Here is a 25325-nt window from a genome sequence, read left to right as displayed (position 1 = left end):
ATATATAGGCATCTACAGTCGCTTCAGTCGCGTTGTCCCCGCGCCCGCGGGGGTTGCTCGGGGGAGGAGAGGGAATCGACCACTGACATGCAGTTGTCCCTGCGCCCGCGGGTGTTGCTCCGGGAGCGACGAAGCGCTCCGCAGTCTCAATGTGTGACGCCCACGGTACGGGTGCGGGATGACCAGGCATCGGCCTGTGTCCGTCGCAACCCGGATGGCTGGGGTTGTCCTTGCGGAGGTTGGTGGACACGAACAAGGACAATCCGGAGCGGCAGGTGCGGCTGAGCTTCCTGGGGTGACCGGGCGGACCGGGCCCCGGACGGGGCCCGGCGGGAGATCCCGGCCCCGTTCGCCCGGGGAGCGCCGGTTCCCCGGGTCACTCCGCGGCGGGGGCCCCGACGACGTTGCCGTCCTTGTCGAGCGTGTGGGTGTCCCAGTAGGCGTCCCACTCGTCGCCGACCTGCCGCGGCACCTTGCCCGCCGGGTACCGCGCGAACCCGGCGGGGGGCTGCTCCGCGTCCGGGACGCAGGCGGAGCCGGTACCGCCCACGGACAGGACGGGGTACTCCCCGCCGCCGCAGACGTCCTCCCGGTACCCGATCCCCGCGCATCCGGCGAGCAGCACGATCGAGGCCGCGCCCGCGAGGGCGACGACGACGCGGCCCTTCGCGGATCGGGGGACGGCGGCGTGACGGGTCCTGCCGGGCATGCGCATGGGTCTCCTCCGGTCTTCGGCTGCGCACCCAATCTGACCGCCCGGGGCCGCCCTGCCCTGAGTACGCGTACTCAGGGGTGCGACCGGACGTACTCACCGGACGTGCCGGAAGGAGCCCCGGAGCCGTCGCGGGCGGGCGCGGAGCGGGTCGCTTCCCTACGGCTCCGCGTTCCGCGCACCGGCCACCACATGCCCCGGCCCAGCAGCGCCGTGGCCGCCGGCACCAGCAGGAGCGACAGGACGAAGGCGGACAGGAGGATACCCAGGGCCGTCGCGAAGCCCAGCTGACGGGTGGAGGGGTCCGCGTTCACCATGAGGGTGCCGAAGGAGGCCGCGAGGACCACGCCCGCCGTGGCGACGGCCGGCGCCGTGTGCCGCACCGCGCGGGACACGGCGTCGCGGACCGGGCCCCCGTGGGCCATCTCCTCGCGCAGACGGTCGCTGACGAGGATGTTGTAGTCGGTGCCCAGCGCCACCACGAACAGGAACAGCACCAGCGGCAGGACGAAGTTCACGCCCGGCTCGCCGCCGATGTGCTGGAAGACCAGCGCGGAGGCGCCGAACGTCGCCGCGAAGCACAGGCCGACCGCGAGCAGCAGCACCACCGGGGCCGCGAGGCTGCGCAGCAGCACCACCAGGATCAGCGCGATCAGCGCCGTGGCCACCGGGAACACCGTCCGCAGGTCCCGGTCGACCGCCGTCGCCACGTCGGCGAACACGGCCGCCGTGCCGCCCACGTGCGCGGTCGCCCCGGCCGGCGTCGCCTCCCGGACGGCCTGGCGCACCGGGCCCGCCACGAGGTCCCGGGCGCGCTGCGACTGCGAGTCCACCGTCAGGTGGGCGTCCAGCCGGGCGGCGGTGCGGTCGGCGTCGAACACGGGGGCGGCCACCGTGCCCACCCCGGCCACCCCGGACAGCGCCCGGCGCAGGGCGGCCGGTACGGCGGGGTCCAGGGGCCGGCCGTCGTCGGCGGTGATGTACACCGTCGTCGGATCGGACACGCCCGGCGGCAGGGCGCCGGCGATCTCCCGCGCCGTCGCGGCGGCCGCCGTGTCGGGCGGGGTGCCGCCGGTGCCGAAGTCCATGCGGACGCCCACCGTGCCGGCCGCGAGCGCGCCGAGGAGGGCGACCGACGCCACGAGCACCAGCAGCGGCCGGCGTGCCACCAGCTCGCCGGCGCGGCCCGCGGAACCGGCCCGCCCGGCCTTCGCGAGGGTCCGCGACGGCCAGAACATCTTCCGCCCGGTCACCGCCAGCAGCGCCGGCATCAGGGTCAGGCTCGCCACCAGCATCACCAGCACCGACACCGCCACCGAGGGGCCGAGCACCCGGAACTGCCCGAACGTCGCCGTGCCGAGCGTCGCGAAGGCCGCCACGATCGTCAGCGCCGCCGAGGTCACCGCGGTGCCCACCCGGCCGGACACGTCCGCGGCCACCGTGCGGTGGTCCTCCTCCGGCCGGCGTCGCAGCTCCTCGCGGAAGCGGAACAACAGGAAGAGGAAGTAGTCGACGCCGATGCCGATCAGCACGGTGCCGATCATGCTCGGGGTGCCCGGGTCCAGTTCGAAACCGGTCAGGAGGGCCGCTCCCACGACCGTGCCGGCGGCGGCCCCGCCCACGACGGACACCGCGAACAGCGGCACGAACGCGGCCAGGACGCTGCGGAACACCAGGACGTTGATCAGGACGATCAGCCCGACCATCACCAGGCCGACCGCCTTCTGCGTGCCCTCCTCCGCGTCGGCGCGGTCCACCACGTCCGCCAGGCCCCCCGTGAACCCGGTGCGCAGCCCGGCTTCGCCGAACTCCTGCTGGGTCCGGTCGTGGAAGACCCGGTACAGGGAGTGCATGCCGGGGTCGGTGGAGTTGCCCCGCAGCCGCGCGCCGAGCAGCGCGAACGACTTGTCGGGGGCGGTCATCGCCGGTGCCACGCGGGGGACCTGGGAGTAGTCCGTGGAGAGCCCCGGTATCTGCTCGTCCGTCCACGGCATCTCCAGGCGCGTCGCGCTGAGCTTCCGTGCCGTGTCCCGTACGCGCTTCTCGTCCGCCTCCTCCAGCGGCCTCCCGTCGCGCCGCGCCACCAGCACCGTCACCGCGTCCGCGTCGGGCTCCGCGCCGAACTCCTCCCGCGCGACCCGCAGCGCGGCGGCCGCGTCGTACTCGGGGGGCAGGAAGCCGGCGCTGTCGGTGTGCGTCACGCGGAAGACGAGCGATTGGCCGATGAGCGCCACGAAGACGCCGACCACCGCCCACACGGCGATGACCCGCCAGGGTCTGCGCGTCGAGAAACCGGTCAGGGCACGGATCACGGAAAGCCTCCGGGAGGGGTACGGGGACGAGCGGGGGCCACGGGACCGTGGTCGTCCGGGGCGGCGCCCCGTGCCGGGTGGTTCCGGCACGTGTCCAGCACATCAGCGGCGCGCGGCCCGCACCTCGGAGCCGGGAACGAGAAACCCGCTGGGAGCACGGCCCCGGACCGCCCGGCCCCTGGGACCCTGCTCCCGGTCCCCGCTCCCTCCCGGGCCCGACGCCGGGGGCCCGGCCCCCCGGCACCATGGGAGACTCGACGGAAGGACCGCAGGTCATCGGGTTGCCGCGGCGGCCCCAGGGAGAGCGCGGACGCGCACGGAGGGCGGAGATGGGACGGCGCGCGGACGAAACGCGTCCCGGCGGGTCGCGGGACGGGGCGGGCACGTACGACGCCGGGCCTCCGGACGGCGCCCCCGCGACGGGGGGCCGGCGCGGGGGGCCGGGGCTGTGGAGCCAGCACGACGGGCTCGTCGCCGTCGGCGCCGCGGCCGTCGACCTCGTGGGCTTCACCGTCACCAGCCAGATGGACCGGGGCCACGTGCCGGCGGCCGGGTGCCTGGTCGTGGTCGTCGCCTCGCTGTTCCTGCTGGCGCGTCGCCGCGCACCCCTGGGGGTCCTCGCCTGCGTCCTCGCGGCGAACGTGTTGCTGGGCTGGGTCGGTTCGGTGGGCCTGCACTACGGGGCGGCCACCGTCGTGGCCCTCTACACCGCGGTGCGCCGCCACGGGACCGCGGTCGGCGCGGCGGCCGTCGCCGGCTGCGTCGCGGTGCTCCAGTTCGTCCACCCGGGGCGGCCCGCGCCGTCCCTGATGGAGTTCGTCCCCAACGCCGCGTCCGCGCTGTTCGTGGCCGGCGCCGCGCTCGTGGTCGGCCGCTGGCAGCGCAACGCCGAGACCCACCGCCGGCTGCTGGCCGAGCGGGCCGTCTCCGACGAGCGGCGCCGCATCGCCCGCGAGCTGCACGACATCGTCGCCCACCACCTGACCACGATGCAGCTGCTCGCCGGGGGAGCCCGGGCCAACCTCGACCGGTCCCCGGAGACGGCCCGCGAGGCGCTCGTCACCCTGGAGGGCTCCGGCCGCACCGCCCTGCGCGAGATGCGCCACCTGCTCGACGTGCTGCGGGCCGGAGACGAGGGCGACGAGGGCGAGACCACCGCGCCGCAGCCCGGCATCGGCGACCTCGACCGCATCGTCGGGGACAGCCGCCGCGCCGGCCTCCCCACCACCCTCACCACCGACGGGGACCCGCGGTCGCTCCCGCCCGGCGTCGCCCTCACCGTCTTCCGCGTCGTCCAGGAGGCCCTCACCAACGCCCGCAAGCACGCGGGCGACGGCGCGCACGTCGACGTGCGGCTCACCTTCGCCGCCCAGGAGGTGCGGGTCGCCGTCACCGACGACGGTCCGCGTCCCGGCCGTCCCGCCGCCCGCGGATCGGGCTACGGGCTCATGGGGATGCGGGAACGCGTCGCCCTCCACGGCGGCACCCTGCGGGCCGGACCGGAGGGCGGGGGGTTCGCCGTCCGCGCCCGCCTGCCCCTGCCCGCCGACCGCCGGGAGGCGTACGCGTGAGCGCGGTCGTGAAGGTCCTCATCGCCGACGACCAGCCCCTCGTCCGCCGCGGCCTCGCCCTGATGCTGGCCCCCGAGCCGGGTTTCCGGGTCGTGGCCGAGGCGGCGGACGGCGCCGAGGCGGTCCGCCTCGCCCACGAACACCGGCCCGACGTGGTCGTCATGGACATCCGCATGCCGGTCCTGGACGGCATCGCCGCCACCGAACGGCTCACCGCCGAACTGCCCGGCTGCCGGGTCCTGGCCCTGAGCACCTTCGACATGGACGAGCACGTCGTGGACGCCCTGAGGGCCGGGGCGTGCGGCTTCCTGCCCAAGGACATCTCGCCCGAGGACCTCGTCGCCGCCCTGCACGTGGTCCGCGACGGCGAGGCGATCCTCGCCCCGCGGCTCCTGACCCGGCTCATCTCCACGCACGTCACGGCCCCGGAGCGCCGGACGGCACATCCGGTGCCCTCCGGCGGCGAGGGGCTCACCCCGCGCGAGCGGGAGGTCTGGCGCCTGATCGCCGGCGGCCTGGACAACACGGAGATAGCCGAACGGCTCGGTGTCAGCGCCTCCACGGTGAAGAACCACATCACCGGACTCTTCGCCAAACTGCGGGTCCGCGACCGTGCCCAGGCGGTCGTCGCCGCGTACGAGACGGGCCTGGTGCGGGCGCGCCGGGAGGCGTGAGCCGGGGCCGGACCGGGACGAGGGCGAGGGCCGGTACGCGCGCGGCGACGGGCCGGACCGCCCGGAGACCGCCCGGACCGCCCGGACCGTTCGGCTCCCGCCCGGACCGTTCGGCTCCCGCCCGGACCGTTCGGCTCCCGCCCGGCGGAGGACCGCCGTCGAGCCGTCCGGACCCGCCGCGGCGGCGGGCCGTCACCGCCGGTCCGCGCGCCTCCGGTCACCGGCGGGCGGGACGCTCCCGGCCCGGCGGGGAAAGGCCGGCCGGTCCGGGGCCGGCTCCCGCGACGGCGGCCGGTGTCCGCGCCGTCGTCGCGGGAGCCGGACGCGCTTCCAGCGCACGGCGGTACGACGCGAGCCGGCCCGTCCGCCCGACGGTCAGCGCCCCGACGAGCCGGCCCGCCCGGTGGTAGCTGATCTCCAACCGCCGGCCGGCCGGATCGTGCTCCACGATCCGCTCCTCGTCCGACGCGGACGGCAGGCCCACCGAGCTGATCCTGACCCCGTGCAGATCCGACCAGAAGGACGGCACGGCCGCGAACGGCGGGGGCGTTTCCCCGTGTCCCCGCTCGGCGAGGAGTGTGCCGGCGGCGGCCGCTCCCTGCTCGACGGCGTTGGTCCAGTGACCGAGCGCCAGGGGTTCGCCGCCGGCCAGCGGCTGTGGCACGCGCGCCACGTCACCGGCCGCCACCACGCCCGGTACGACCGAGCCGTCGGCGCGCAGGACGCGCAGACGGGTGTCGCAGTGGACGCCCCCGTCACGGGCGATGCCGGAGCCGGCCAGCCACCCGGTCGTGGGCACCCCGCCGAGCGCCAGGACCGCCAGACCGGCCCGGACCGTGGTCCCGTCGGAGAGGCGGACGCCGGTGAGGCGACCGTCGGGCCCGGCGAGGAAGCCCTCGACCGCGGTGCCGGTCCTCACGGTGACGCCGGCCTCGCGGTGGAGAGCGGCGATGTAGGCGCCCGCGGTGGCACCGACGGCACGTTCGAGGGGCTGGGCCGCCGCTTCGACGAGCGTGACGTCCAGTCCGCGCTCCCGTGCGGCCGCGGCGACCTCACCGCCGAGGAAGCCGGCGCCGATGACGACGAGCCGCTCCGTCGTGGCCAGTCCGGCCCGCAGGGCCAGGGCGTCGTCCCAACCGCGCAGCGTGACGACGCCCGCCGGTGGCGGGGGCCGGTCGGCCGGCCACCCGCGGGCGGTCGATCCGGTGGCGACGAGCAGCCCGTCGTACGACAGGCGCGCGCCGTCGGAGAGGGTGACGGTCCTCGTGGCGGTGTCCAGCCCGACCGCCGCCCGCCCGAGCAGCCAGCGGGCCTCCAGCCCGTCCGGTACGGGCAGGTCGGTGCCGGGCGGCAGGTCGGCGCCGGTCAGCATCCGCTTCGACAGCGGCGGCCGGTCGTAGGGCATGTGCGGTTCGTCGCCCACCAGGGTCAGGGTGCCGGTGAAGCCCCGCTCGCGCAGGGTCCGCGCGGCCCGCAGTCCGGCGAGGGAGGCGCCCACGATCACCAGGTCGCGCCGGTCTCCGCTCCTCACGGGGCGGCCGGCGAGACGGTGACGGCGCGCACCGGGCAGACGGCCGCGGCCTTCCGGGCTCCGTCGAGCAGCGCGTCGGGCGGGGCGGCCTCGTACACGAGGCGCTCGTCGTCGTCGAAGGAGAAGATCTCCGGCGCCGCGAAGACGCACTGCCCGTGGCTCTCGCACAGGTTCATGTCCACGGTGATCCGCATGGTGGCTCCCAGGGGGTGTCGTGAGGGGCGTGGGTGCGCGCGGTGCGCCCGGGGGTCAGGCGACCGCGGGGTTGAAGCGGGAGTAACCGGGGCTGCTCCACCGCAGCGGTGAGGCGGCGGTGATCTCCCGTACGGCTTCGACGGAGAACTCGACCAGACGCTGTGCGCCGGGCACCTCGGCGATCTCCCCGGCGCCCCACACGGTGCGCGCGGTGCCGGACAGGTGAAGGGTGGTGCCCGTCTCCCAGTCCGGGACGAGGAGGCCCGCCGCCGCGTTGAGCAGCAGGTTGCCCAGGGTCAGGAACATGGCGTTGCCGACGTAGTCGGGCCAGCGCAGCAGGGTGGGGGAGAGGACCCGGACGAAGCCGGGATTCCCCCCGCGGTGGGAGGCGTCCGCGTCGCCGCGGTCGGAGGCCGTGGCGACGAAGAACGTGTCGGCCGCGCGTACCGCCCGCTGTTGGGCGGGGCTCAGTTCGGTGCCGTCGGTGACGACGGGGACCGTCGCCCCGCCTCCGCCCGGCGCGATCCCGCCGTGGTCCCTCTTCTGGAGGTACTTGGGGCAGTTGGCGATCACCTGGTCGAGATCGACGCGCAGGCCGTCGCCCTGCCGGCGGACCCGGCCGTTGAGGCGCATCCGGCGCCGGGTGGCCGGCTCGATGGCGATCGTCCCGATCCCGGAGACCGATCCGCCGGTCAGGACTCCGGCCAGCGGATCGGCCGGCAGGGGCAGGGCGTCGATCACCAGGATGCGGGGATCGGGCACCCGGAGGAATCCGGGTTCGCCCGTCAGCTGGGTGGCCCAGACGCGGCCTTCCGGGTCGGTGCCGCCCAGCACGATCAGCGGTTGCCCGGCGAGGAAGTCCCGCGCGACGGGCGGAACGCTCTCGTGGATGCCGCCGAGGGAGAAGGACGCCTGCCGGGCGAGGCCGGCGCGCTCCTGCACCGCGATCTCGCCCCTGTGATAGGTGGTCACGACATGTCCTTTCCGCGTTGCGGTGGCGTTCGGCGTCCTCCCCGGGGCCCGGGGAGGACGTGACGGTTTCCTAGAAGAAGCCGCAGGTGGGGGCGCCGGGAGTGGGGGCGTCGGCCGGGTCGGCACCCGTGGGCGCGTAGACCTCGAGCCGGATGCCGTCGGGGTCGGCGAAGAAGATGCCGCCGGACGTGCCGTTCTCGCCGTGGGGGACGACACCGTCGTAGGTGAACCCGGCGCCCAGGTCACGCAGCACCCGTTCGGTGGCCTTCACCTCGTCGACGCCCTCCACCTGGAACGACAGGTGGTGCAGTCCCGGCCGGTCGGTGGGGAAGGTGCCCGTGCTCTGCTGCCACAGCGCCACCAGCATCCGGCCGTCCCGGCCGAGAAACGCCCAGCGGCGGCCGTCCTCCTTGCCCTCCGCCACCACCTCGAAGTCGAAGACGGCGCGGTAGAAGGCGAGGGAACGGTCGAGGTCGGTGACGTTCACTCCCACGTGACCGGTCTGCAGGGTCTTCGCCTTGGCCATGGTTCACCACATGCCTTCAGTCGTCGTCGCGAATCCGTTTCGCAACCGTTGAAAGGGACTTTAGGGGTTAGAAAGGAGGAGCGTCAACCGCTGATCATTGGGTGAACAGTTATGGTGGGGAGGTGGTCCCGCTCGTACCGCGAAGGAAGGACGTCGCACCGTGCCACCGACGCCGGGGGTCGACCCCCGCCCCCTGACCGACGAGCCGCTCGGCATCGACCTGCTCAACACGCGCTGGATCGACGCCACCGGCCGCCACGACCTGCTGGACTCGCTCGACGGCCTGGCGACCTGGCTCGCCGCCCCCACGGTGCGCCGGGCGCTCGGCGACCTGCCGGTCACGGCGGACCACGACACCCTGGAGCGGCTGCTCCAGGCGCGCGCGGCCCTCGACATGGCGGTCGTGGACCCCGGGCACCCCGGCCCCGACGCCGTCGAGGCACTCAACGCCGTACTCGCGCACGGCCGCAGGGGGCACCTGCTGCGCCCCGACGGCCCCGACACCTTCGTCGACGTGCGGACCCCCTCCTGGCTGCCCGCGTGGCGAGCGGCCGAGGACTACCTCCGGCTGCTCGCGGAACGGCCCGAGCGGATCCGGCCCTGCGGCAACCCCGAGTGCGTCCTGCACTTCTACGACGTGTCCAAGAACGGCACGCGCCGCTGGTGCTCGATGGCCGGCTGCGGGAACCGGGTGAAGGCACAGCGCCACTACGCACGCCGGAAGAAGGCGTGACGCCGGGGCCGGGCCCCCTTCCGTACGGATGACCCCACGGGGACCGCCGGCCCGCCGCCCCCGCTCGGCGGACCCTGCCCCGGGAGTACGGGGCGGGGAGGGCGCGAACTTCCGGCGCCCGGACCGGTTCCCGCCCCGCGGGGACGCGGCTCCTCCGGCCGGCCCCGCGTCCGGCACCGGGGAGGCCGCCGGTTTCCCGCGCTCCTTCCTCCGCGTCAGGACCGGCCGGGCGGGTAGCCGTGCCGTGGAGACGGGAGTGAGGATGAGTTCGGTGGAATCCCCTGACGAGGACGGCGGCGCCGTCCGGCCTGTGCCGGGCGGGCTGCTGATGTGCGTCGGCTACGCGCCCGACGGGGACGGCGGCTGCGTCGCGGACGCCCGTCGCCGTGCCGTCGCCTTCCTGGAGGAAGCGCGTACCGAGCATCTGGTGCCGGTCCCGGAGCGCGCGAAGGACCTGACCGAACTGGTGGTCAGCGAGCTGCTCACCAACGCCTGCACGTACGCGCCCGGTCTGGTGCTGGTGGAGCTGTGCGTCACCGCCGACAGCGTGGACGTGGTCGTGTGGGACAGCGATCCGGCCATTCCCCTGATCTATTCGGCCGACCCGGGCCGGGTCGGCCGGCACGGCCTGGAGATCGTCAAGGCCGTCACGGAGAACCTGTTCGTGGGACAGGACGAGGGCGGCAAGTGCGTCACGGCCCGCATCGCGCTGGGCGCCGCTCCCGGCCCGGCCTGACGGGGCCTCCCTCCCGTCTCCGGCCCGGCGTGCCGGGCCGGCACCGCCTCGCCGGACACCGCCCTCCCACCGGGCCGGCGGAGACGGCGCCCGAAGGGCGACGACGGCGCGGGCCGGCCCCGGCCGTCACCGCGAGGGGAGACGGCCGGACCCGCGCGCCGCGTCCTTCCTCCCGACCCGTCGCCGGGGGAGGGCCCGGACCCTTCCGTCCTTCCTGCCCGTCCGCGAGGACGGGCCCTGCGTCATCTCGGCGAACCACCAGGTGCCCGCCGCCACGCAGGCCCAGAGGAATCCGCTCGTCACCGCCGTGGACCAGGACGCCCGTTCCGCCCGCCACTCCACGGCGGTCAGCGCCGCCCAGCCGATCAGCAGCACGCACGCGACTCGTACCCGTCGATGTCTGAACATGTTCACCCGCTACCCGGGACGAAGCCGATCACACAGCCGTCGCCGCCCGTCCGGAACGGATGTCTCCGCTTCGCGTATCGGTACGAGCGCCGGTACGGGCGCGGACGCGCGTACCGGCACGCGGACGAACCCGCGGTGGCCCGGCGCCCCGGGCGCGGTGGGAACCGGGCCGGGGGCGGGCCGTCCCCGAAGCCGTACCCCACCCGCCCCCGCCTGTCAGTCCGTAACCTTCCGGGGTCTTCCGGGTCCCGCCCCGCTGCTACCTTCCAGACCGCCCGGCCGCCCGTCCCGTCCGAGGGGCCGGCGCGGTCCGGAGCGGCGCGGCGGGACCTCCCGCCGCGAGCCCGGCACTTCTCCACGCTCCCGCCCAGGAGGCCACGTTGACCGCACAGCACCCCTCCCGCCGGAACGTCCTCAGGGCCGCCGGCGGCCTCTCGGCCGCGGCGGCCCTCGGCGGAGCGGGCGTCCTCGCCTCCGCAGGGACCGCCTCCGCCGTCGGCGACGGCTTCGGGCTCCGCGTGGTGGAGCGGGGCGAGGCCGACCGGCGCATGTGGTACTACCGGTTCGCCACCGGCGCGATCGGCTGGAACCCCGCCGTCAACGTCCTCCTCCCCGACGACTACCACGGGAGCGGCCGCCGCTACCCCGTCCTCTACCTCCTCCACGGAGGCGAACAGGACTTCATCACCTTCGACCGCGAGGGCGTCCGCGCCTGGACGGAGGGCAAGCCGCTCATCGTCGTCATGCCCGACGGCGGCCGGACCGGCTGGTACTCCAACCCCGTGAGCACCAACGTCGGGCCGCGCAGCTGGGAGCACTTCCACATCGCGCAGCTCATCCCGTGGATCGACGCGAACTTCCGCACCTACGCCGAGTACGACGGCCGTGCCGTGTCCGGTTTCTCCATGGGCGGCTTCGGCGCGCTGAAGTACGCCGCCAAGTACTACGGCCACTTCGCCTCCGTCAGCGCCCACTCCGGCCCCGCCAGCCTCCGCCGCGACAACGGCATGGTGGTCCACTGGGCCAACGCCACCTCCGCCGCCCTCGAACTGGGCGGCGGCACCGTCTACGGCGCGCCGTTCTGGGACGAGGCCCGGGTGTCGGCCGACAACCCCGTGCAGCGGATCGAGAGCTACCGGAACAAGCGCGTCTTCCTGGTGGCGGGCACCAGCCCCGACCCGGTCAACTGGTTCGATTCCGCCAACGAGACCCATGTCCTGGCGGGACAGCGCGAGTTCCGCTCCCTCCTCGGCGCCGCGGGGATCCCGCACGAGTGGTACGAGCTGCCGGGAGGCCACTTCATCCGCCACGACATGATGCGGCGCGACATCGACGGCGTCATCGACCGGCTCCGCAAGGCGTGAACGGCCCCGCACCCGGCCGGTACGTCCCGACGCCCGAAGGAGACCGCAGGTGAACCGCGTTCCACGCCCCGCGCCGACGCGTACCGCTCCGCCCCGGCACCGTCCCGCGCGCCGGTTCGTCCTCCCGGTCCTGACGTCACTGCTCGTCGCCGCCGGCGTGCTCGTCGGGGCCCCGCCCGCGTACGCCGCGCCCAGCGACCTGTGCGCCCGCGTCGGGTACGAGGCCGGTTTCCGCGGCGACGCCCTGGTGACCGCCGTCGCCGTCGCCCTCGCGGAGTCCGGCTGCGACCCCTCGGCGTCCAACGTCCAGAACAACACGCCCCCCTCCACCGACCGGGGCCTCTGGCAGATCAACAGCTACTGGCACCGCGAGGTCGACGACGCCTGCGCCTACGACGCCCGGTGCAACGCGGACGCGGCCTTCCGGATCTCCTCGGGCGGCGCGAACTGGCAGCCCTGGTCCACCTACAACCAGGGCGCGCACAAGCGGTACCTGGTCGAGGCGCGGGCCGCGGCGGACCGCCTCGGGCACCCGGGCGAACCGGGCCCCGCCCCGCTGGTGTACCCGGCGGAGTCGGGCCGGGTCGTGTCGGCGCGGTCGGCGGACGGCCGCCTGGAGGTGTTCGCGGCCGGCGCCGACGGCGTCCACCACGCCTGGCAGCTCCGCGCGAACGGGGACTGGTCGGAGTGGGAGCCGCTCGGCGGACCGGGCCGCGCGGAACTGGCGGTCGCCCCGAACGCGGACGGTCGTCTGGAACTGCTCGCGATCAACGGGGACACCTTCCAGCACCGCTACCAGACGGCCCCCTCCGGCGGCTGGTCGAACTGGGAGGCGTTCGGCGGCGGTGGCCGGGACGCGGCCGCCGGGGTGAACGCCGACGGCCGGATCGAGGTCTTCGCCTCGGGCCCGGCCGGCCTGTTCCACAAGTACCAGAAGGCCCCGAACGCCGGATGGTCGGAGTGGGAGCCCACCGGCGGCGGCCCCGTCGGCGGCCGGGTGGAGATGGGGAAGGCGCCCGACGGCCGCCTGGAGGTCTTCGCGATCAACGGGAACGTCTTCCAGCACCAGTACCAGACCGCCCCCGACGGCGGCTGGTCGGCGTGGGAGACCTTCGGCGGAGGCGGCCGTGACCTGACGGTGGACCACAACGCCGACGGCCGGATCGAGGTCTTCGCCTCCGGGCCGGAGGGCGTCTTCCACAAGTACCAGACCAGCAGGGCAGGTTGGTCCGGCTGGGAGCCGACCGGCGGGCCCGCCGACGCGCAGCTCAGCAGCGAGCGCTCCCCGGACGGCCGCGTCGAGGTCTTCGCGATCAACGGGGACACGGCGGCCCACACCTGGCAGACCGCCGTCAACGCGCCCTACGCCGCGTGGGCCGCCTTCGGCACCGGGGGTACGGAGATCACGGCGACCGCCAACGCCGACGGCCGCGTCGAGGTCTTCGGCGCCAGCCCCGCCGGCACCTTCCACCGGTGGCAGACCGGCTTCTCCACCTGGTCCGACTGGAGCCGGGTCAACGGCACCGCGGGTCCCGGGCTCGACTCTCCGTGAACACCGGGACCCGCCCGCCGCGCCGTCCGGATCGCGCCATGCGGCGGGCACGGACGGGGAACCGGGGCGGGTCGGGGACTCGCCGGACCGGTCCCCGGCGCCCGCCCCGGCAGTGACCCTTCCCACCTTGCGCCCGGGGAACGGCCCTCCCCGGGCCCGGACCGCACCGCCGTCGCACGGTCCGTCACCACCCCCCCTCCGGCCCGTCCCCCGTCCACGCGGACGGGGGACGGGCCCTCCGTCACGAGGGAAACCGGAAAAGCGTTCCCAAAAGCCCTCTCCGGCGCACCGCCCGGGTGACCCGCGTCACAGCGCGCGTCCGCGTGCCCCGGCGGGGGAGCCGCGCAGCGCCGGCCACCGTCCGGGGCCCGCGCGGAACCCGGGATTCCGTCCGTGCGCGAAGTGGCCGAAGCGCGCCGGTGAACTCCCCCGGGGGATGAGTATGGTTCCCCTGGTCCGACAACCGGGACGCGGGGAACGGGGGAGCGATGAGCGGGGTGATCGTCCACCTGCCACAGGGCAGCGGAGGCACCGGCGGCGACGAACGGCCCACCGGGGCGGTGACGTTGCGCCTCGGCCCCGGTGAGGCGGCCCGTTTCGGACGCGGCTCGCGGTCCACCCCCGTCGAACTCCGCCTCGCCGACGCGGCGATCTCCCGGCTCGCCGGGGAGATCCGGGTGACCGACGACCACTGGCAGCTGACGAACCACAGCGGCACCCACAGCTACCTCGTGGAGAACCCGGAAGGGGCCGGCGAGTATCTCAGGGTCCCGCCCCGCCGGGTCGGCGCGCCCGTCCCCTTCGAGTTCGCCCGGGTCGTCCTGCCCACCCGGGGCGAGACACCCGTCTCCTTCCAGGTGTTCGCACCCGACCACCTCTACCTGGACTCCGGGGCCGCGGGCACCCCCTGGGGGAGCGGTACGGTCACCGCGTACTCCCTGGACGAGACCGCCACCTACTTCCTCGTCCTCGTCGCGCTCTGCGAACCGCGCCTGCGTGACCAGTCCCGCGTCGCGGTCCCCACGACCCCCCGGATCGTCGAGAGGCTCAGGGCCCACCCGAGGTGCTCCGCCCTCACGGCGCGGGCCACCAGCTCGCACATCGACTACCTCGCCGAGGAGAAACTCCGCATCGCCGCCCCCCTCGCCCGCGTCCCGGGCGAGGGCGACCGCCGCAACGGCAAACGGGAGGAGATCGTCGAACTCGCGCTCCGGTTCGGGCTCGTGCAGGAGGAGCACCTCGCGCTGCTGCCGCCGGCGACCGGGCCCGGCGGGCGGGAGCGGCAGACCGCGCGATGACGTCGCTGCGCACCCCCGGCGGCCTCACCGGATGCGACGACCGCGCGGAACCGCTCCCGCCCGGCTACCGGGTGGGGGAGTGGCGGGTCACCGGGCTGATCGGGACCGGAGGGTGGTCCGCGGTCTACGCGGCCCGCCCCGCCGAGGGGGACGGACGCGCCGGCCGGAGCGGCCCGGCGGGCTCCACCCGCCCCGCCGAGGTCGCCCTCAAGGTCATGCCGGTCGCCGGCCTCGCGCCGCGCCAGGCCCGCCGGATCGTGGAGTCCGCGCGCCGCGAGGTCGAACTCGGCCGCAGGGCCGGGCACCCCCGGCTCGTCGGCCTCCTGGACTCCTTCGTCCTCGCCGCGCCGGACCGCCCCGCCGCGGACGGCGCGATCGTCCTGGTCATGGAACGGGCGGCGGGCAGCCTCCGGGACCTCATCGACGCGGGCGTGCCCGAGGCGGACCGGGGCCGGCTCGTCGAGGGCATCTGCGAAGGTCTCGCCCACCTCCACCGGTCGGGCTGGGTCCACGCCGACCTCAAGCCGGAGAACGTCCTGCTGGGGCACGACGGCTCGGTGAAGCTCTCCGACTTCGGGCTCGCCACCGAGCTGACCAGCACGCACGGTTACGCGCCGCCGATGGGCACCTTCGACTACCTGCCGCCCGAACGCTGGCGCGCGCCGCTGGGCGAGGCCGGCGTCCAGGTCCGGCCGAGCGCCGACATCTGGGCCCTCGGCATCGTCATCCACGAACTGTTCGCCTCCGGCGTCCCGCCGTTCCCCGGCGCCACCCCCGCCGCCCGGGGCGCCGCGGTCCAGGAGTACGGCGCGGGACGCGCGCCGCTCCGCCTGGACCACGCCCTGCCGCCGTTCTGGCGCGCCCTCGCCGCCGACTGCCTCGCCCCGACCCACGCGGCCCGCGCCCCGCACACGGCCGACGCCCTGCTCGCCCGCATCGCCGCCCGGCCGGGGACGCACGGCGCGACGACGGCCCGGCGGCGCGGCCGGGTCCGTGCCGCCGTCCTCGCCGCCCTCTGCGGGACGGGCGCGGCCCTGTGCTCCGACGCGCCGCGACAGGACCTCGCCGCACCACCGGCCCCCGGCGCGGTCCGGGTCTTCAACGCGGAACGCGGCTGCCAGGAACGGACCGACCGCGACCCGCAGTGCAGCCTGGGACTGGCGGTCGATCCCCTGCGGCCGTACACGGCGGACAACGTCGTACCGACCCGCGTCTGGCACGGCGACCCGCTCACCGCCGACTGCCAGGTGGCCGACGGACAGCCCGTCACCGACGAGGACGACCTGCGGTCGACCCGCTGGTTCCACGTCCGCCTCCCGCCCGGCTCCGTGCCCCCCGACGCCTGGCTGCCCGCCGTCCGCACGAGGGACCGGCCGGCACTGCCGAGGTGTCCCCGCCCCGCCGGACGCTGACGGCGTCCCGCGCATCACCGGGATTTCATCGCTCCTTCCTAGCGTGGCCGCGTCCGTACGGAACCCCCAACCACAGGGAAGGACGCCCGATGGCACGGAGGAGATCGAGAGCGGGACTGCGGATCGCGGTCATGGCCGCCGTGGCGGTGATGACCACCACGGCGGGCACCGGGGCGTTACCCGGGGGAGCGGCCGCCGTGACGGGCCCGGACAGACCGACGATCCGGTACACCGAGTACGGCATACCGCACATCATCGCCTCGGACTGGGAGGGCCTGGGGACGGGCTACGGATACGCGGCGGCCAAGGACAACATCTGCACCCTGGCCGACACCTACCTGATGGTCGACGCCCAGCGGTCCCGCCACCTGGGGCCGGACGGCAGGGCGAGCCCCGGCCAGAACCAGAACACCACCACCAACCTCAACAGCGACCTGTACTTCCAGCGGCTCAAGGACAACGCCGTGGTGGAACGGCTGCTGGACCGGCCCGCGCCCGACGGGCCGGAGCCGGAGGTCAGGGAGGCCGTCCGCGGCTACGTCCGGGGATACAACCGGTACCTGGCGGAGACGGGCGTGGACGGCATCACCGACCCCGCCTGCAAGGGCAAGCCCTGGGTCCGGCCGATCACGGAACTGGACGTCTACCGGCACGCCCACGCCGAGATCATCATGGGCTCCGCCGACGCCCTGCTCGACGGCCAGGTGAACGCCGCGCCCCCGGGAGCCCCCGCCGTCGCCGCGCCGCCGGTGTCCTCGCCCGCGAAGACCGCGCAGGGGATCCGTGCCGCGATGGCGGCGAACCGCCGGGACAGCATGGGCAGCAACGCGCTGGCGGTCGGCTCGCAGGGCGTGTCCGGCGGCACCGGCATGCTGCTCGCCAATCCGCACTTCCCGTGGCAGGGCAAGAACCGGATGTGGCAGAGCCACCTGACGATCCCGGGCGAGGTCAACGTCTCGGGCGCCGGCCTGCTCGGGCTGCCCGCGGTGAACATCGGGCACAACGACGACGTCGCCTGGAGCCACACGGTCGCCACGGTGGCCCCGTTCGGCCTCTTCGACGTACAGGTCGATCCCCTGAACCCGACCACGTACCTGGTCGACGGCGCCTGGGAGAAGATGACCTCGCAGCGGGTCACCGTCGGGGTGCGCAGGCCGGACGGCTCGCTCGGTGAGGTCTCCCGGACGCTGTGGTCCACCCGCTACGGGCCGGTCACCACCTCGATCGTGGGCTACCCGCTGCCCTGGGTGGTCAGCGCGCACGTGGTGCGCGACCCGAACATGGACAACCTGCGGGCCCTGAACACCTGGTTCGGCCTCGACCGGGCCAAGGACGTCCACGACGTGGTGGACGTCCTGGAGACCACCCAGGGCGTCCCCTTCTTCAACACGATCGCCTCCGACCGCAAGGGCAACGCGCTGTACGCGGACATCCAGGTCGTCCCGAACGTCACCGACGAGCACGCGCGGGCGTGCCTCACCGAGACCGGGAAGCTGCTGTTCGACCAGGCGCTCCCGCTGTCGAACGTCCCGCCGGTCTCCATCCTCGACGGCAAGCGCAGCGCCTGCGACTGGCCCGACGACCCGAACGCGGCCGCGCCGGGCCTCCTCGACCCGCACAAGCAGCCGCGGCTGATCCGGTCCGACTTCGTGGGCAACGCCAACGACAGCCCCTGGCTGGCCAATCCCGAGCAGCCGCTGTCCTTCCCCCGGATCATGGGCGACACGGCGGCGCCCCGGTCGCTGCGCACCCAGGAGCTGATCCTGACCGCGCGGAAGAGGATCGACGGCACCGACGGCCTGCCGGGCAGGGGCTTCACCCCGGAGACGATGGGGAAGCTGCTGTTCGCCGACAACAGCAGGGCGGCCGACCTCGCTCTCGACGCCACGGTGACGGCGTGCCGGAACACCGCCTTCGGGCTCGTCCTGGTGGACGGCAACCTCGTGAACATCAGCGAGGCGTGCCCCGTCCTGGCCGCCTGGAAGAGCCACGACTTCACGGCGGACAGCCGCGGCTCCTGGCTGTTCGCGAACCACTGGGCCTACCTGAGCGGCGGGAAGAAGCTCGGGGACCTGCCGTGGCGGGTTCCCTTCGACCCGAAGGACCCGGTGCACACGCCCAACTCGCTGGACGCCGGGAACTCCGCCGTCCGCGACGCCCTGGCCCGTGCCGTGTTCGCCCTGCGCAAGGCGGGCGTTCCGCTGAACGCGCCGCTGTCGGACGTCCAGCGGGTCACCCGCGCCGGCGAACGGATACCGATCCACGGCTCGCTCGGCGAGCTGGGCGTCCTGAACGTCATCACCCCCGGCCAGGTCGACGGCAAACCCGACGTCACCTTCGGGTCCAGCTTCGTCCAGCAGGTGCGGTTCACCGCGGACGGCCCGCCCGAGGCGTACTCCGTCCTGGCCTACTCCCAGTCGGCCGACCCGACCTCGCCGCACCACGCCGACCAGACCAGGTTGTTCTCGGCGAGCGGGTGGGTGACCGAGCGTTTCACCGAGGAGCGGATCGCGGCCTCGCCGGACCTGCGGATCAAGGTCCTGGACTGAGGCGTCCCGCGACTTCCGCCCCGCGCCCCGACGACAACCACCGGGGCGCCTCCCCACCGGGGACGACCCCCGCCCGGGGGCGACAGACCCGGAGACACCCTCATGAAAGGGAAACACCGTGACAAGGACATCGCACTGGCGCAGAGTCGTGGTGGCGTGGATGCTCGCCGCCGTGGCCGTCGTCGCGCCGGCGGGCTCCGCGCGGGCCGCCGACGACACCGTGCCGCCGAAGCTGGAGGACGGGTTCGGCCTCACCCAGGCCGCCGCACCCGTGGGCACCGCCCACGACTTCTACCTCACGGTCACCACGCCCCAGGTCGCGGGCGAACAGCACATCAAGATCATCCTCCCGAGCGGGTACTACGACGACCCTGCCCGGCGCTACCCCGTGCTCTACTTCATGCACGGCTCGCCCGACGACCCGGTCGGACAGACCTATCCCGCGCTGTCCATGTCGGACCGGATGATCACCGTCGTCCCGGACGGCGGGGCCCGGGGCTGGTACGCCAACTGGCTCAACCAGAAGACGGCGGCCGGCGCCCAGAACTGGGAGAACTTCCACCTCAACCAGGTGATCCCGTTCATCGACGCCAACCTGCGGACGATCGCCGCCAAGAAGGGCAGGGCCGTCGCCGGCGTCTCCATGGGCGGGTTCGGCGCCTTCCACTACGCCCAGGTCCGGCCCGACCTGTTCAGCCAGACCGCGTCCCTGTCGGGAGACATCGACCTGTCGGCCAACTCCATGGACCTGCGGTTCGCGGTCGTCGCCTCCCTCATCGACGCCCAGGGCGCGGTCTGCGCCTCGGCGTCCGGGATCTGCGACCCGAACGACTCCCCCTACAAGCCCGGCGTGGACAGCGACGCCGCGTTCGGCTCGCCCTACCCGGTGTTCAACGCCGACTGGCGGTGGAACCAGGTGGACCCGCAGCAGCACATGGACAGGCTCGCCGGGATCGGGATCTCCATCTACACCGGTGACGGGGGCGGCTCGATCGGCGACCTCGAGTTCTGGGTCGCGGGCGCGGCCAAGAACGTCAAGGCCCGCCTGGACTCCCTGGGCATGCCGTACTACTACGTCAACTACGGCAACGGCGCCGGCTGGGGCACCCTGTGCAACGGCGGCCACAACGCCGGCTGCTGGGAGGAGGACCTCCGGGACCTGATCCCCCGGCTCGAAAGGGCCTTCGCCGCCTGACCCGGTGCCGTGTGCCGGTGCCCGCCCGCCCCGTTCCGCGGCGGGCGGGCACCGGAGCCGCTACCTCACCGAGGGGCCGGGGCCGTTCAGCCAGCCCCACTCCGACCAGGTGGAGAAACCGGTCTGCCACCGGTGGTAGACCCCGGCGTGGCTGGTGCCGAAGACTTCGATGCGGCCGTCCGCGTTGGTGCTCGCGCCGATCTCCGTACCACCGCCGCCGAAGTTCTCCCACGCCGCGTACGGCGCGTTCGGGCCCGTCTGCCAGGTGTGGCCCGCGGTGTCGGCGTTGATCGCGAACACCTCGACGCGGCCGTCGGCCGACCGCGCGGCGGTCAGTTCCGCGTCGGCGACGCCACCGGTGCCGGTCCACTCCGACCAGGTGGTCGGAGTGGTCTGCCAGCGGTGGAACACGCCGGTGGAGTTGGACGCGAACACCTCCAGCCTGCCGTCCTGGTTGTGGCTGACGGCGACGTCGTGACCACCGCCGCCGAAGTCCTCCCACGCGGACCAGCCGCCGTTGACCTCCTTCTGGTACAGGTGCCGGAACGTCGTGTCCGACAGCGCGAACACCTCCAGGCGTCCGTCGGGCGCGGCCTCCATGGCCAGCCGCGAGCCCGCCGGACCACCGCCGACGCCCTCCCAGGCGGACCAGGCGCCGCTGGGCGCGGTTTGCCAGCGGTGGAACACGCCGGTGGAGTTGGACGCGAACACCTCGATGCGGCCGTCCGCGTTGCCGCCCGCCGCCACCCGGTACCCTCCGGTGCCGAAGTTCTCCCAGCCGGACCAGCCCGCGCCGGGTGCGGTCTGCCACATGTGGTCGAACGTCCCGTCCGACAGCGCGAACAGTTCGAGCCTGCCGTCCGCGTTGGCCGCCACCGCCAACTGCGCGCCGCGCGGGCCGCCCCTGAACTGCCACGGCGACCAGCCGCCGTTCACCGCCGTCTGCCACGAGTGGTAGACGCCGTCGGCACCGGCCGCGAACGCCTCCAGACGCCCGTCCCCGGACCGCGCGGACACCACCCGGCCCGAGCCGTTCGGATGCGGCCGTGCCGCCGACTCCTCGACGATGTCGTTGTACCGCAGCGCCTTGTAGTCGCCGTTCGGATGCCCGTCGATCGAGGCGTCGCCGATGTTCGCGTAGAGGTGGCCCGGAGGCGCCACCCCGCTCGACCCGCCGCCGAAGCTGTAGTAGGAGAACCCGCCCCGGTCGTCCACCCACTCGTGGAATATGAGCACGTGGTCGTAGTACGAGTTCAGGACGTCGCCCGCGCGCAGTTCGCTCCGCGCGATCTCGTGGGAGAAGCGGGGGAGACCCTGGGTGTTCGGGTTCGCGTCGAGGTGCCACGCCATGGCGACGAAGCCCGAGCAGTCGGTGCGGTAGCCGTAGCCGTCCCCGGGACCGGGCCGGTAGGCCCCCTGGTTGTACGGGGGGCGCTGGTCCACCCAGTACTGGGCGCGCAGGATCACCTCGCCACGGGTGAGGGGGCCGCCGCGTTCGGACGCCGTGACCGCCGTCGTGACCGCCGTCGTGACCGCCGCCGTGGCGGACGGCGGGAGCGCGACGAGCAGGAGCGCCCCGGCCATCAGGAACAGGACGATCCTGCCCGGCCATGATCTGAGAGTTCTCATTCCAACCTCCCCGGTTGCCGGCGGCCGACAGTAGGGAGGCGCGATGAAATGCCGATGGAATCGGCGCGCGCACCGCCGGGGGCCGCGCGTTCCACCGGGCCGTCCGGTCCCGCCGTCCCGCCGGGGCCCGCCGGGGTTCCGCGCAGGACCGCCTCCCGGGCCCGCCGCAGCACCGGACCCGGCGCGACTCCCAGGTCGGCGGCGAGACGACGGCCCGTACGGTCGAACACCGTCAGCGCGTCGGCCCGACGGCCGGACCGGCACAGCGCGCGCATCAGCAGCGCCGCCACCGGCTCGTCCAGGGGATGCTCCCCGGCCAGGGCCGACAGCTCGGCGACCGCGTCGGAGCACTGGCCGAGCCGGAGCCGGCCCTCCGCCCTCCGCCGTACGAGGGCGATCCTCCGCTCGACGAGCCGCAGCCGCTCCCCCTCGGCCAGTGGCCCGGGCAGACCGGCCAGCGGCTCCCCGTGGAACAGGTCCAGCGCCCGGGAGCACAGCCGGACCGTCTCCTCCGGTTCGCCCGCCCGCTCCGCCGCCCCGACCCCGGCGACCAGTTCCTCCAGACGCGCCACGTCCACGTCGACCGCGCCGGACGCCAGCCGGTAGCCCCACCGGTCGTGCTCGATGACCGGGTCGGGACCGTCGCCGGTGCGCAGGACCTTGCGCAGGCGGTAGACGTACACCGGGACCACGTTCGCGGCCGGGGACTCCGTCCCCCACACGCCCTCCAGCAGCTTCCGCCTGCTCAGCGTCCGCCCCGCGCACAGGGCCAGCGCCGCCAGTACGGCCTGCTGGCGGAAGTGGCCCAGGCCCAGGGGCCGCCCGTCCTGCCAGGCCCGCAGCGGTCCCAGGACCGAGATCCGCACCACCGGCCGGTGCGCCCGGCCGGGGGAGGTCCCCGGCGCCGGACGCGCGATCGGCCGGGTGCGGGGGCCGTGCCCGGGGACGACCAGACCGGAGTCGAAGGCGTGGACGACGGCGGCGGCCCGGTCCCGCAGCCCCAGCCGCGCGAGGAGGCGCGCCACGTGCTCGGCCACGGCGGTCTCGGGCAGGGCGAGCAGGGCCGCGATCTCGTCGTCCCGCAGACCGCAGCCGACGGCGGAGAGCACGCGCCGCTCCAGCTGCCCGAGCACGGGAACCGCCGGCCGGCCCGTGGTGACGGTCGTGGTCAACGCTGCCCCCCGGGCTCCGGACTGGTCGGTCTGGCGGACGCCGCCGACAGGGTAGGGGCGGGGGACGGGGGCGGGGCATCCGGAACGATCCGGAGTGACACGGGACGGGCCCGCCGGGACGGCCCGGCCCCTCCGGACGCCGGGTGGCGGACCCGCCCGGCCGACACGGGCGGCCGGGCGGCGCGACGCCCGGTGCCGGATGGCCCACCATGGTGACCGTACGGACGGCGGGCGGAGGGTTCCGGAGGTTCCGGGCGCCCCGTGACCCGCGGACGGCCCGGTGACCGTGGGCCGGAGCCACCCGCCCGCACCCTCGGCACCGCCCGTCGCCCACCGGCCGCACCGGTCCGGGCCGGGCCACGACAGGAGACGCGTATGAAGATCGGCATCATCGGCGCCGGAAACATCGGCGGCACGCTCACCCGCCGGCTCACCTCCCTCGGACACGAGGTCGCGGTGGCCAACTCGCGCGGCCCCCGGACCCTCGCGGACCTCGCGTCCGAGACGGGCGCGCGGGCAGTGACCGTGGACGAGGCGCCGCGCGGGGCGGACCTCGTGATCGTCACGATCCCGGAGATCCGGGTTCCCGACCTGCCGCCGGACCTGTTCCAGGGGCTGCCGGAGAGCCTGGTCGTCGTGGACACCGGCAACTACTACCCGCGCCAGCGGGACGGCCGGATCGAGGAGATCGAGGCGGGCCTCCCGGAGAGCCGGTGGGTCGAGCGGCAGCTCGGCCGTCCGGTGATCAAGGCGTTCAACAACATCTACGCCCAGCACCTCGCCGAGAACGGCCGCCCGCCCGGCACCCCCGGGCGCGTCGCCCTGCCGGTGGCCGGTGACGACCCGGAGGCCAAGGCGGTCGTCATGGACCTCGTGGACGCCCTCGGCTTCGACCCCGTCGACAGCGGCGGCCTCGACGACTCCTGGCGCCAGCAGCCCGGTTCCCCCGTCTACACCACCGACAAGGACGCCGAAGGCGTCAAGCGCGCGCTCGCCGACGCCGACCGGCGACGGGCCCCGGAGTGGCGGGCCACCGCCGACAGCCCCGGCACCTTCGACGCCCCCGCCTGACCCGGTCGGCCGTACGCCGCCCCCTCCCCGCGTCCGGCACGGCCGGGAGGGCGGCGGTCCCGTCCCGTCTCGTCCCGTACCACGGTGAGGCCGTTCCCACTGTCCGGTCCGGGGCGGGGTGGGGCCGGCCCGGGCGCCCGCGGGCCGTCGTGTCGGACACGGTCGCGGCACCGCTGTCCGGCCGGCCCGCTGTCCGCACACGCGATCGACTACGCTCGCTGACGACCGGTCACGGTGCCCCGGGTCCGCGCCGCCGGCGGGACGACCGGTCGAACCGGCGCGGTCGGCCGGACCGGCCGATCCGGGGACATGGGAGTCGACAGGACCAAGGGGGAGCACGGTTTGACAGCGGACAGCGACAACGCACCCGGTACCGACGGCGCGTGGCAGTCCTCCCGAGCGAAGGGCCTCTGCTACCGGGGGCCGCGCCTGGTCACCGGCGCGGACATCGTACGCATCGCGAGGACGCTCGCCCTGGAGCCGGCACACTTCGTCCAGACCGCTCCGGCCGCCGCCGACGACCCGACCGGAGTCGTCCTGGACAACGCGCGGCGCCGGGTGAACATCAGGATCGCCAACGCCGCGCACGGTTGCGTCTTCCACGTCCGCACCCTGGAGGGCAGCGGACGGTGCGGACTGGGCGAACAGGCCCCGCTCACCTGCCGGATGTATCCCGTCGTTCCCCGTACGGACGGCGCAGCGGGCCCGCCGGACGCGGAAACGGCACCGAGGGGGAACGCGGACGACGGCGAGCCCGGCCGGCCCGGACGCCCCCTCGACGCCGAGGGCCTCGCGTGGGCGGAGCGGCGGTGGGCCGCCGACCGCGACCACTGGTTCGAGATCGTCGCGCACTGGAACGACCTGCCCAAGGACGCCGAGGACCCGCCCGGTGCCGAGGACTTCCAGCGCTACCTGCTGGAGGCGCACGCGGCCCGCGAGGCCGGGCTCCCCTGGCCCGGGGAGGTGGTCGCGTGAGCCGCGCGGGAGCCAGCCTGGGCGGCTGCGCGTCCTGCAAGGGCCGCTGCTGCCGGGAGTACACCGTCAACGTGACCCCCGCCGACCTGCGCAGACTGTCCACCGGGATGTCCGTCCACCCGAAGGAGTTCGTCACGCTCCGGGAGAAGGACGACGGCGATTTCCGTTTCCGGCCCGGCGGTCCGGTGTACGACCTCAGGCTCCGTCACCGGCCGGACACCCAAGGATGCGTGTTCCTGATGGAGATCGCGCCCGGCCACGCGCGCTGCGGCGCGTACCTCCACCGTCCGGCGGTGTGCGCCACCTATCCCGCCGCCCTGAAGAGGAACACGGTGACGGTGCGCGACGACACCCTGTGCGGCGGTTCGGACTCGTGGAACCTCACGGCGATGGACCTCCCCGGGCTGCGGGCGGGCATCCTGGCCAACCGGGCCGCCTGGGCCGAGCACCTGGGGCTGGCCGAGCGGTGGAACGCCTACGTCGACGCGGGGTACCGCACGCGGACGCACGACGAGCTGTACGACTTCCTCCTGGACCCCGAGCGGTCCGGCGTACCCGAACTCCCGGGCCCGGACGCCCGGCCGGACGGGTCCGCGACGCCGGGCGGGGACGACTCCCGTACCGGCGACGATGGCTCCCGTACCGGCGGCGGCGCGGGCACGGACGGCGGGACGGCCACGGGCGGCGGCGCGGGCGCCGTGGAACCGGTCCGCGCCTGACGACCCGTCACGGCGCGTT

General features: G+C 74.8%; 22 protein-coding genes. 13 read left to right on the top strand and 9 right to left on the bottom strand.

Annotated features, from left to right (window positions below; genetic code table 11):
• Positions 1 to 376 precede the first annotated feature (376 nt).
• Together ACZ6AQ_RS26520 and ACZ6AQ_RS26515 are read right to left on the bottom strand one after the other, a co-directional pair.
• Positions 377 to 709, bottom strand: a complete 333-nt coding sequence (locus ACZ6AQ_RS26520; RefSeq protein ID WP_468762996.1) for an SCO0607 family lipoprotein — start codon at positions 707 to 709, stop codon at positions 377 to 379.
• Positions 710 to 786: 77 nt separating this feature from the next.
• Positions 787 to 3024 carry an MMPL family transporter gene (locus ACZ6AQ_RS26515; protein ID WP_468762994.1) on the bottom strand — a complete coding sequence of 746 codons (2238 nt, stop codon included), beginning with the start codon at positions 3022 to 3024 and terminating at the stop codon, positions 787 to 789.
• Positions 3025 to 3353: 329 nt separating this feature from the next.
• Between ACZ6AQ_RS26515 and ACZ6AQ_RS26510 the strand changes: the two genes are divergently transcribed.
• Positions 3354 to 4595, top strand: coding sequence for a sensor histidine kinase (locus ACZ6AQ_RS26510; RefSeq protein ID WP_468762992.1), 1242 nt, complete (start codon positions 3354 to 3356; stop codon positions 4593 to 4595).
• Positions 4592 to 5269, top strand: a complete 678-nt coding sequence (locus ACZ6AQ_RS26505) for a response regulator (RefSeq protein WP_468762990.1) — start codon at positions 4592 to 4594, stop codon at positions 5267 to 5269. Before ACZ6AQ_RS26510 ends, ACZ6AQ_RS26505 begins: the two co-directional genes overlap by 4 nt.
• Before the next feature lie 217 nt (positions 5270 to 5486).
• On the opposite strand, the gene ACZ6AQ_RS26500 is transcribed toward ACZ6AQ_RS26505, so the two are convergent.
• From ACZ6AQ_RS26500 to ACZ6AQ_RS26485, 4 genes are all read right to left on the bottom strand, one after another.
• Entirely contained in the window at positions 5487 to 6800 is a 1314-nt protein-coding gene (locus ACZ6AQ_RS26500; RefSeq protein ID WP_468762988.1) for an NAD(P)/FAD-dependent oxidoreductase, read from the bottom strand.
• Complete coding sequence (locus ACZ6AQ_RS26495) at positions 6797 to 6994, bottom strand: ferredoxin (protein WP_468762986.1); 198 nt, start codon at positions 6992 to 6994, stop codon at positions 6797 to 6799. Before ACZ6AQ_RS26495 ends, ACZ6AQ_RS26500 begins: the two co-directional genes overlap by 4 nt.
• A gap of 55 nt (positions 6995 to 7049) precedes the next feature.
• Positions 7050 to 7967 (bottom strand): pyridoxamine 5'-phosphate oxidase family protein, encoded by a 918-nt coding sequence (locus ACZ6AQ_RS26490; protein ID WP_468762984.1) that lies wholly within the window; start codon positions 7965 to 7967, stop codon positions 7050 to 7052.
• A 70-nt stretch (positions 7968 to 8037) separates the two neighbouring features.
• Positions 8038 to 8493 (bottom strand): VOC family protein, encoded by a 456-nt coding sequence (locus tag ACZ6AQ_RS26485; RefSeq protein WP_468762983.1) that lies wholly within the window; start codon positions 8491 to 8493, stop codon positions 8038 to 8040.
• Between the two features lie 160 nt (positions 8494 to 8653).
• Here ACZ6AQ_RS26485 and ACZ6AQ_RS26480 point away from each other — a divergent pair, with 160 nt between their 5' ends.
• Together ACZ6AQ_RS26480 and ACZ6AQ_RS26475 are read left to right on the top strand one after the other, a co-directional pair.
• Positions 8654 to 9226 carry a CGNR zinc finger domain-containing protein gene (locus ACZ6AQ_RS26480; RefSeq protein ID WP_468762981.1) on the top strand — a complete coding sequence of 191 codons (573 nt, stop codon included), beginning with the start codon at positions 8654 to 8656 and terminating at the stop codon, positions 9224 to 9226.
• Positions 9227 to 9488: 262 nt separating this feature from the next.
• Entirely contained in the window at positions 9489 to 9962 is a 474-nt protein-coding gene (locus ACZ6AQ_RS26475; RefSeq protein ID WP_468762979.1) for an ATP-binding protein, read from the top strand.
• 126 nt (positions 9963 to 10088) lie between these two features.
• Here the strand turns inward: ACZ6AQ_RS26475 and ACZ6AQ_RS26470 are convergent, their stop codons facing one another.
• Positions 10089 to 10370 (bottom strand): hypothetical protein, encoded by a 282-nt coding sequence (locus ACZ6AQ_RS26470; RefSeq protein WP_468762978.1) that lies wholly within the window; start codon positions 10368 to 10370, stop codon positions 10089 to 10091.
• Positions 10371 to 10750: 380 nt separating this feature from the next.
• Between ACZ6AQ_RS26470 and ACZ6AQ_RS26465 the strand changes: the two genes are divergently transcribed.
• The 6 genes from ACZ6AQ_RS26465 to ACZ6AQ_RS26440 all read left to right on the top strand — a co-directional run bounded on the left by ACZ6AQ_RS26465 (position 10751) and on the right by ACZ6AQ_RS26440 (position 19740).
• Positions 10751 to 11734 (top strand): alpha/beta hydrolase, encoded by a 984-nt coding sequence (locus tag ACZ6AQ_RS26465; protein WP_468762976.1) that lies wholly within the window; start codon positions 10751 to 10753, stop codon positions 11732 to 11734.
• A gap of 49 nt (positions 11735 to 11783) precedes the next feature.
• Complete coding sequence (locus tag ACZ6AQ_RS26460; protein ID WP_468762974.1) at positions 11784 to 13286, top strand: DUF8189 domain-containing protein; 1503 nt, start codon at positions 11784 to 11786, stop codon at positions 13284 to 13286.
• 488 nt (positions 13287 to 13774) lie between these two features.
• Entirely contained in the window at positions 13775 to 14584 is an 810-nt protein-coding gene (locus ACZ6AQ_RS26455) for a serine/threonine protein kinase (protein ID WP_468762972.1), read from the top strand.
• Positions 14581 to 15996, top strand: coding sequence for a serine/threonine-protein kinase (locus tag ACZ6AQ_RS26450; protein ID WP_468762970.1), 1416 nt, complete (start codon positions 14581 to 14583; stop codon positions 15994 to 15996). Before ACZ6AQ_RS26455 ends, ACZ6AQ_RS26450 begins: the two co-directional genes overlap by 4 nt.
• An 89-nt stretch (positions 15997 to 16085) precedes the next feature.
• Entirely contained in the window at positions 16086 to 18545 is a 2460-nt protein-coding gene (locus ACZ6AQ_RS26445) for a penicillin acylase family protein (protein WP_468762968.1), read from the top strand.
• A 160-nt stretch (positions 18546 to 18705) separates the two neighbouring features.
• Positions 18706 to 19740 carry an alpha/beta hydrolase gene (locus ACZ6AQ_RS26440; RefSeq protein ID WP_468763087.1) on the top strand — a complete coding sequence of 345 codons (1035 nt, stop codon included), beginning with the start codon at positions 18706 to 18708 and terminating at the stop codon, positions 19738 to 19740.
• A gap of 60 nt (positions 19741 to 19800) precedes the next feature.
• Here ACZ6AQ_RS26440 and ACZ6AQ_RS26435 read toward each other — a convergent pair whose 3' ends face one another.
• Together ACZ6AQ_RS26435 and ACZ6AQ_RS26430 are read right to left on the bottom strand one after the other, a co-directional pair.
• On the bottom strand, positions 19801 to 21369 hold the full coding sequence (locus ACZ6AQ_RS26435; protein ID WP_468762966.1) for a PLL family lectin: 1569 nt from the start codon (positions 21367 to 21369) through the stop codon (positions 19801 to 19803).
• Positions 21366 to 22541 (bottom strand): AfsR/SARP family transcriptional regulator, encoded by a 1176-nt coding sequence (locus ACZ6AQ_RS26430; protein WP_468762964.1) that lies wholly within the window; start codon positions 22539 to 22541, stop codon positions 21366 to 21368. Before ACZ6AQ_RS26430 ends, ACZ6AQ_RS26435 begins: the two co-directional genes overlap by 4 nt.
• Before the next feature lie 261 nt (positions 22542 to 22802).
• Between ACZ6AQ_RS26430 and ACZ6AQ_RS26425 the strand changes: the two genes are divergently transcribed.
• The 3 genes from ACZ6AQ_RS26425 to ACZ6AQ_RS26415 all read left to right on the top strand — a co-directional run bounded on the left by ACZ6AQ_RS26425 (position 22803) and on the right by ACZ6AQ_RS26415 (position 25306).
• Positions 22803 to 23612 (top strand): NADPH-dependent F420 reductase, encoded by an 810-nt coding sequence (locus ACZ6AQ_RS26425; RefSeq protein ID WP_468762962.1) that lies wholly within the window; start codon positions 22803 to 22805, stop codon positions 23610 to 23612.
• 342 nt (positions 23613 to 23954) lie between these two features.
• On the top strand, positions 23955 to 24587 hold the full coding sequence (locus ACZ6AQ_RS26420) for a YkgJ family cysteine cluster protein (protein ID WP_468762960.1): 633 nt from the start codon (positions 23955 to 23957) through the stop codon (positions 24585 to 24587).
• Positions 24584 to 25306: a YkgJ family cysteine cluster protein gene (locus ACZ6AQ_RS26415; protein ID WP_468762959.1), complete on the top strand. Its 723-nt coding sequence runs from the start codon at positions 24584 to 24586 to the stop codon at positions 25304 to 25306. Before ACZ6AQ_RS26420 ends, ACZ6AQ_RS26415 begins: the two co-directional genes overlap by 4 nt.
• Positions 25307 to 25325: the final 19 nt, after the last annotated feature.

Source organism: Streptomyces sp. NPDC041191, from assembly GCF_055591945.1.
The sequence above is the reverse complement of the archived record's forward strand: the minus strand, read 5'-3'. Positions and strand labels throughout refer to the sequence as shown.